This is a genomic window from Streptomyces sp. URMC 129 (genome assembly GCF_051386415.1).
Classification (GTDB): domain Bacteria; phylum Actinomycetota; class Actinomycetes; order Streptomycetales; family Streptomycetaceae; genus Streptomyces.
In genome coordinates this window covers 21,809-28,432 of record NZ_JBPQTQ010000079.1, presented here as the reverse complement: position 1 = coordinate 28,432, position 6,624 = coordinate 21,809, and the positions used below count along the sequence as shown (strand labels likewise).

The window sequence follows — 6,624 nt, the reverse complement described above, 5'->3', positions numbered from 1 at the left end:
GGGCGGGGCGGCCTCCGCCGCCCCGCCCGGACCCGGCAGGCGGCGGGGGGCGGACGTTTGGCATCCTTGAACTCCCAGCTCCGGGGAGGCGACAGGGCGATGGACGCACTCGTGGTGGCCCAGCAGGCGGCGCCGTACATCACCGCGGCGGTGGGCGCGTACGGCACCGCCGCGCCGACCCGGGCGGCCGACGCCGGTGTCGACTCCACCGTCTCGGTCGGACAGCGCCTCCTGCGGCGCATCCGGCACCGGGAGGAGAGCCGGGACGGCATCGAGGAGGCCGTCCGCGACCTCGCCGAGGCCCCGGAGGACGAGGACTTCCAGGCCGTGCTGCGCGCCCGCGTCCGGCGCGCCCTGCTCGACGATCCCGAACTCACCGCCGACCTGGCCCGGTTGCTGCCCCCGGCGGCCGGCGGGACGGCGTTCATCGCCACCGGCGCCGGAGCCGTCGCCGTCCAGGAGAACTCCGGGATCATCAGCACCGGCGACCAGAGCACCATCACGCGGCGATGACCGAGGCGTCGGGAGCCGGAGCCGTCGCCGTCGGCCTCAACCGCGGCATCGTCAGCACGGGCGACGGCGCCACCATCCACCACCGCGCCGTCCACCTGCCGGGCGAGGCGGTCCGCCCGCCCGCCGGGGTGCAGGCGCCGCCCGGCCTCACCAACCTGCCCGCCCCCGGCAGCGCCGTCTTCGTCGGCCGCGAGGAGGACATGGCCCGCCTCGCCGCGACGCTGGACGACGGCCCCGCGGCCTCCGCGGTGCTGCACGGCCTCGGCGGCGTCGGCAAGAGCACCCTCGCGCTCCAGTACGCCCACCTGCACCGGGACCGCTACAACCCCATCTGGTGGATCCCCGCCGAGACCCCCGACGGCATCGTCCTCGCCCTCGCGGACCTCGCCGCGCACCTCAACCCGTACGGCGCCCTCGCCGCCGCGGCGAGCAGCGAGGGCGCGGCCTGGGCGACGACCTGGCTCCAGACCCACCACGGCTGGCTCCTCGTCTTCGACAACGCCGAGGCCCCCGGCGACCTCGCCCCCGTCCTCGGCCCCCTGGGCACCGGCCGCCACCTCATCACCAGCCGCCGCGCCACCGGGTGGCACCACCTGGCCCGCACCCAGCGGCTCGACACCCTCGACCCCGAGATCGCGATCGACCTGCTCATGAACATCAGCGGCGGCGGCCACGCCGGCGACGGGGCCTGGGCGGAGCTGGCGGCCGAGCTGGGCCACCTCCCGCTCGCCCTCGAACAGGCCGCCTCCTACATCCAGCACACCGCCCTCACCCCGGCCGCCTACCTGGACCGGCTGCGCCGCTTCCCGGCCCGCATGTTCGCCGCCGCGCCCGACGGCCAGCAGCGCACCGTCGCCCGCGTCTGGCGGCTCTCGCTGGGCGCCGTCGCCGCCCGGCAGCCGCTCGCCCTCGACATCCTGCGGACGTTCGCCTGGCTCGCCCCGGACGACGTGCCGCGCGACCTGGCCTACGCGCTGGCCGACGACCCCCTCGCCGTGGACGAGGCGCTGGCGGCGCTGGCCGCGTACAGCCTGATCACCCTCACGCCCGAGACGTTCGCGATCCACCGCCTCGTCCAGGCCGTCGTCCGCGCCGACGGCCCGCCGGAGGCGACCGCGCACGCGCGGCGGCAGGCCATCGTGCTGCTGGGCGCGGCCCTGCCGGGCGACCCGCTGTTCAACGCGGCCGGCCGGCCGCGCTGGCGCGCCCTGCTCCCGCACGTCGAGGCGCTGCTGGGGCTGCTGGACCCGGCCGAGGACGGCGAGTGGACCGAGGGCATCCTGCTGGCCACCGCGACGTTCCTCCTCCAGGAGGGGCGCCCGGAGCGGGCCACGGAGTTCGCCGAGCGCTCGGTGACCGCCTCCGAGCGCCTCAGCGGCCCGGACCACCCGCGCACGCTCGCCTCGCGCAGCGTCCTGGCCAGCGTCTACCGGGAGAAGGGCGACCTGGCCGCCGCGTCACCGCTGCACGTCCGCAACCTGGCCGACTGCGAACGCGTCCTGGGCCCCGACCACCCCGACACCCTCGCGGCCCGCGGCAACCTGGCCTACCTCCACGGCCTGACCGGCGACCTGGCCCGCGCCACCGAGCTGCACGAGCGGAACCTCGCCGCCTACGAACGCACCCTCGGCCCGGACCACCCGCACACCCTGGTCTGCCGGAGCAACCTGGCCAGCGCCTACCGCTCGGCCGGCGACCCGGCCGCCGCGCTCCCGCTCCACGAGCGGAACCTCACCGAGTACGAACGGGTCTTCGGCCCCGACCACCCCGAGACGATCACCGCCCGCAGCAACCTGGCCTACGCCTGCCAGCTGACGGGCGACCTCCCGCGCGCGATCCGCCTCCACGAACAGACCCTGACCGCCCGCGAACACCTCCTGGGCCCCGACCACCCCCACACCACCCTGGCCCGCACCCTCCTGACCAACGCCCGCGCTGCCCTCCGGGACGCCTGACGCGTGGCGCTAAGCTGACCGCCCGACAGATCCGCGTGACCGGCGGAGTGGCCCACGATGAACCAGTCCTCCTCGCCCTTACCCGAGCCGCGCCCGGGCACGTCCACGACGGGCGCGCGTTCCCCCGCCGTGGGACAGAATCACGGCCTCGTCGTCACGGGTGACGTGCACGTCACCGTCGCCCGGCGGGTATCCCGTACCAAGCGGCTCGGCACGGGAGTGGCCGTGGTGCCGACGGCTCTTCTGCTCACCGTCGCCCTGCTCCGTTGCTCGGGAACCGGCGACGAGGGATCGCCGCCGGTCCAGGCACCCGCCACCGACCAGGCGGGCACCTACGTGCTGAAGGAGTCCAACAACCCGTTCACGTCGGACAACGACAAGCTCGACATCGACACCGGCCTTCCGGGACACGGATCGCAGCCCCAGATCCGCCCGAACGCGGGCGGCCTGGCGGACCTCATCATGGAACCCGAGCGCCTGCACACCCCCGACGACGAGCCACGCCTCATGCTGACGACCGGTTCCCCGACCGACCTGGCGGCCTGCGACGCGGCCCTGTCGGCCACCCCGGCGAACGCGCGGGGCAGCATCCCCCACCACGAACTGACCTCCGGCGCGGTGCTGTGCGTACGAACGGACCTGGGCCTCACCGCGACCGTCGAGATACAGGACTTCACCCCCGCCTACCCCGCCTCCCTCACGATCGTGGTGCGCACCCCCGACGACTAGCGCCACCCCCCGGCGAGCGCGTTCGGACGGCGAGGCAGGTCATGGCCAACGGATCCCTCCACACCGGCCACCACGGCAGGCCCAGCGGATAAAATGACGGGCCACCAGGTCGTGGCGGGGAGGAGAAGGCCCGTGCTGCAGGACGCCGCTCACCTCACGCAGGAGCTGACGCCGTACGTCACCGCCGCCATCGGCGCCTACGGAACGGCCGTGCTGACCCGGGTCGGGGAGGACAACGCCGATGTCGGCCTGTCCTTCGGCCGCCGCGTGCTGCGCCGCCTGACCGGCCGCGCCGACAGCGACGGGGGAGAGGAGGAGCCGACCGCCGACCAGGACGCCCTGGTCCGCACCGTCGGCGAGCTGGCCCGGGTCCCGGACGACCGGGACGTGCAGGGCATGCTGCGCGTGCAGATACGCCGCCTGCTCACCGACCACCCCGACCTCGCCGCCGAGATCGCCGGGTGGCCGCGCCCCCAGGCCCCCGGTCCGGTGACGATCACCGCCTCGGGCCCGGGCTCGGTCGCCCTGCACACCAACTACGGCACGATCCACACCGGCGACACCACCCCCGGCCCCCGCCCATGACCCGGCCGCCGGCACCGCCGTCGACGGAGATCGCCGCCGACCAGGGCTCGGTCGCCCTCCACAGCAACTACGGCACCGTCCACGTCGGCAACGCGACCACCGCGCCGGTGATCCTGCCGCCCCCGGCGCAGGTGGCGCCCCCGGCGGGACTGCACAACCTGGCGCCGCTGGCTCCCGGCGCGGTGCTGGGCCGTCACCACGAAACGGTCCGCCTGGAGCGGACGCTGACAAGCCCCCCGACCGGCGGCCGGCAGGTGATCACGCAGGCGGTGACCGGTCTGGGCGGAGTGGGCAAGTCCACCCTGGCGCTGCACTACGCCCACACCCACCGGGAGCGTTTCACCACGGTGTGGTGGCTGGAGGCGGAGACGCCCGAGACCGTCGCCGCGTCACTGGCCGCCCTCGCCGCCCGCCTGACCCCCACGCTCGACACCACGACACTGCCCGCCGTCACCCTGGCGAACTGGGCGCTGGCCTGGCTGGAATCCCACCCGGGATGGCTGCTGATCCTCGACAACGCCACCGACCCGGATCACCTCGGCCCCTGCCTGCCGCGACTCCGCGGCGGCACGGCGCTGATCACGACCCGCCGCACCCACGGCTGGCAGCACCTGTCCCCGCACCCCCTCCATCTCGGCGTCCTCACCCCGGGCGCGGCGACCCGCCTCCTCCAGCGCGACAGCGGCCACCCCGGCTCCCGGCACAGACCGGCCGCCCAGGAACTCGCTGCGGAGCTGGGCCACCTCCCGCTCGCCCTCGAACACGCCGCCGCCCACATCCGCCGTACCCGCACCACACCGGCCGACTACCTGGCACGCTTCCGCGCCCAGCCGGGCAGGCTCCTGGAGACCCCCGGTCACGGCGACCCCCATGGCGACACCGTCGCCCGCACCTGGCGCATCACCCTCGACAGCCTCGCCGCGCACACCCCCCAGGCCGTCGATCTCCTGCGCGTCATGGCCTGGTACGCCCCGCACGAGATCCCCCGCGCCCTCCTCGCCCACGCGACCGACGATCCCGACAGGATCGATGACGCGCTGGCGCTGCTGGCCGACTCCAGCATGATCACCCTCGCCCCGGACACGGTCGCCGTCCACCGCCTCGTCCAGACCGTCGCCCGCACCCCCGCCCCGGACGGGGAGGACCCGCACCGTGGCACCGACGCCATCCACCGGGCCCGCGGCGCCGCTGACCAGGCCCTCCTCCAGGCCCTTCCCGAGGACCCGCAGGCCAACGTCCGGGGCTGGCCGACCTGGCGCGCCCTCCTGCCCCACATCGATGCCCTGATCACCCACACCCGCCCGGACCAGGACACCGACACGACGCTGAGCGTCGTGTCCCGGGCTGTGCTGTTCCTGCTCAGCCAGGGCCACCTTCCCCAGGGGACCGCCTACGCCCACCGTGCCCTGGCCACCGCGACCCGCCTCCACGGCGAGAGTCATCCCTCCGCGTTGACCTCTCGCAACAATCTCGCCAGCGCCTACCGGGCGGCCGGAGACCTGGGCCGGGCGGTCCCCCTGTTCGAGCGGACCCTCAGCGACCGGGAACGGCTCCTGGGCGAGGACCACCCCTCCACCCTGACCTCCCGGAACAATCTCGCCGAGGCCTACCGGGCGACCGGGGACCCGGGCCGGGCCGTCCCCCTGTACGAGCAGACCCTCAGTGCTTCCGTGCGGGTTCTGGGTGAGGACCACCCCTCCACCCTGATCTCCCGGAACAACCTGGCCCGCGCCTACCATGCTCTCGGGGATCCGGGCCGGGCCGTTTCCCAGTACGAGCAGACCCTCAGTGCTTCCGTGCGGGTTCTGGGTGAGGACCACCCCTCCACCCTGACCTCCCGGAACAACCTGGCCCGCGCCTACCAGGACCTCGGGGACCCGGGCCGGGCGGTCCCCCTGTTCGAGCGGACCCTCAGCGACCGGGAACGGGTCCTGGGTGAGGATCACCCTTCCACCTTGTTGTCCTGCAACAATCTCGCCGAGGCCTACCGGGCGACCGGGGATCCGGGCCGGGCCATCCCGCTGTACGAACGAGCCCTCCGGGGCTGCGACCGCGTCCTGGGCAGCGACCACCCCAGCACGAAGACCGTGCGGAGGAACCTGGCCGCCGCCCGCGCGCGCATGGCCGCCGGGTGCGACACGCGGGCGTGATCGGTTCGCTCAGGCCTCGGTCCGGGCCACGCCCACCGGGCAGGACAGGCCGGTGCCGCCCAGGCCGCAGTAGCCGGCCGGGTTCTTGTCCAGGTACTGCTGGTGGTAGCCCTCCGCCGGGTAGAACGGGCGCGGGCCGGCGGGAAGGATCTCCGTGGTGATCCCGCCGTAGCCGGAGGCCGCCAGGACGTCCTGGTACGCCGCGCGGGAGGCTTCCGCCGTCGCGTGCTGGGCGGGGGAGTGGGTGTGGATCGCCGAGCGGTACTGGGTGCCGACGTCGTTGCCCTGGCGGAAGCCCTGGGTCGGGTCGTGGGACTCCCAGAAGATCTTGAGCAGGTCCTCGTAGCTCACCCGCGCCGGGTCGAAGACGACGCGGACGCCCTCGGTGTGGCCGGTCATGCCGGAACAGACCTCTTCGTAGGTCGGGTGGGGCGTGATGCCGCCCTGGTAGCCGACGAGGGTGGTCCACACGCCCGGGGTGCGCCAGAACCGGCGCTCGGCGCCCCAGAAGCAGCCCAGGGCGAAGTCCGCCACCTCGAAGCCCTCGGGGTAGGGGCCGAGAAGCGGGGTGCCCAGAACGGTGTGCTTCGCGGGCACGTCGAACGGGAGCTCGGCACGGCCCGGCAGGGCTTCCTCCGGGGTGGGGAGGCGAGTCTTGAAGGCGTACAACATCGGTCTCGTCGTCCTTCCTC

Annotated in this window: 6 protein-coding genes; 5 read left to right on the top strand and 1 reads right to left on the bottom strand. The window is 74.5% G+C overall.

Annotation, left to right across the window (positions count from 1 at the left end; all coding sequences use genetic code 11):
* Positions 1-99 precede the first annotated feature (99 nt).
* The 5 genes from ACSNOC_RS17440 (at position 100) to ACSNOC_RS17420 (ending at position 5,932) form a co-directional block, all read left to right on the top strand.
* Positions 100-513 (top strand): hypothetical protein, encoded by a 414-nt coding sequence (locus ACSNOC_RS17440; protein ID WP_436748389.1) that lies wholly within the window; start codon positions 100-102, stop codon positions 511-513.
* Complete coding sequence (locus ACSNOC_RS17435) at positions 510-2,468, top strand: tetratricopeptide repeat protein (RefSeq protein ID WP_436748388.1); 1,959 nt, start codon at positions 510-512, stop codon at positions 2,466-2,468. The genes ACSNOC_RS17440 and ACSNOC_RS17435 overlap by 4 nt, the downstream gene beginning before the upstream one ends.
* A 129-nt stretch (positions 2,469-2,597) precedes the next feature.
* Positions 2,598-3,197: a hypothetical protein gene (locus ACSNOC_RS17430; protein ID WP_436748387.1), complete on the top strand. Its 600-nt coding sequence runs from the start codon at positions 2,598-2,600 to the stop codon at positions 3,195-3,197.
* 132 nt (positions 3,198-3,329) lie between these two features.
* Positions 3,330-3,782, top strand: coding sequence for a hypothetical protein (locus ACSNOC_RS17425; protein ID WP_436748386.1), 453 nt, complete (start codon positions 3,330-3,332; stop codon positions 3,780-3,782).
* Complete coding sequence (locus ACSNOC_RS17420; protein ID WP_436748385.1) at positions 3,779-5,932, top strand: tetratricopeptide repeat protein; 2,154 nt, start codon at positions 3,779-3,781, stop codon at positions 5,930-5,932. The genes ACSNOC_RS17425 and ACSNOC_RS17420 overlap by 4 nt, the downstream gene beginning before the upstream one ends.
* A 9-nt stretch (positions 5,933-5,941) precedes the next feature.
* Here the strand turns inward: ACSNOC_RS17420 and msrA are convergent, their stop codons facing one another.
* Positions 5,942-6,604 (bottom strand): peptide-methionine (S)-S-oxide reductase MsrA, encoded by a 663-nt coding sequence (gene msrA, locus ACSNOC_RS17415; RefSeq protein ID WP_436748384.1) that lies wholly within the window; start codon positions 6,602-6,604, stop codon positions 5,942-5,944.
* Positions 6,605-6,624 lie beyond the last annotated feature (20 nt).

Bases quoted from the DNA above. Each gene is read 5' to 3' on its own strand.
- ACSNOC_RS17420 (WP_436748385.1), top strand. From the start codon at position 3,779: ATGACCCGGCCGCCGGCACCGCCGTCGACGGAGATCGCCGCCGACCAG.
- ACSNOC_RS17435 (WP_436748388.1), top strand. From the start codon at position 510: ATGACCGAGGCGTCGGGAGCCGGAGCCGTCGCCGTCGGCCTCAACCGC.
- ACSNOC_RS17440 (WP_436748389.1), top strand. From the start codon at position 100: ATGGACGCACTCGTGGTGGCCCAGCAGGCGGCGCCGTACATCACCGCG.
- msrA (WP_436748384.1), bottom strand. From the start codon at position 6,604: ATGTTGTACGCCTTCAAGACTCGCCTCCCCACCCCGGAGGAAGCCCTG.